Raw genomic sequence first — 403 nt, forward strand, 5'->3', positions numbered from 1 at the left:
TCGGCGACCGGAGCAGCCGCCGGCCGCCCGGCCGGCGGCTGCTCCGGTCGCCGAAATCCGGCCCGCTCCGGTTCAGCCGCAGGCCTACGAGCCGCGCGCGGTCGACCCGGTCGCCGAGGCGATCCAGCTTGCCGAGGCAAACGCAGCCGCCATGGCGCAGCCGCGCCCCGCGCCGGTCGACGACTTCCGGCCGCAGAGCAAGATCTTCCAGGCCCCGCCAGCCCAGCCGCAACCGCAGCCGCAGCCGGTGATGCAGCCGCAGGTCATGCAGCAGCCCGCGCCGCAGCGCGAGATGCCGCAGCCAGTGGCCGCCGCTCCGCAGCGCATGCCGCGCGTGGAGGATTTTCCGCCGGTGGTGAGGGCTGAGGTCGAAGCCAAGACCCGCCCGGCGGACCATGAGAAC

1 pseudogene is annotated in these 403 nt (G+C 74.9%); it reads left to right on the top strand.

Annotated features, from left to right (window positions below):
* Positions 1-403: pseudogene (locus EOA23_RS35420) on the top strand (cell division protein FtsZ); the annotation flags it as partial.

It is taken from the genome of Mesorhizobium sp. M2A.F.Ca.ET.042.01.1.1, from assembly GCF_003997405.1.
Classification (GTDB): Bacteria; Pseudomonadota; Alphaproteobacteria; order Rhizobiales; family Rhizobiaceae; genus Mesorhizobium.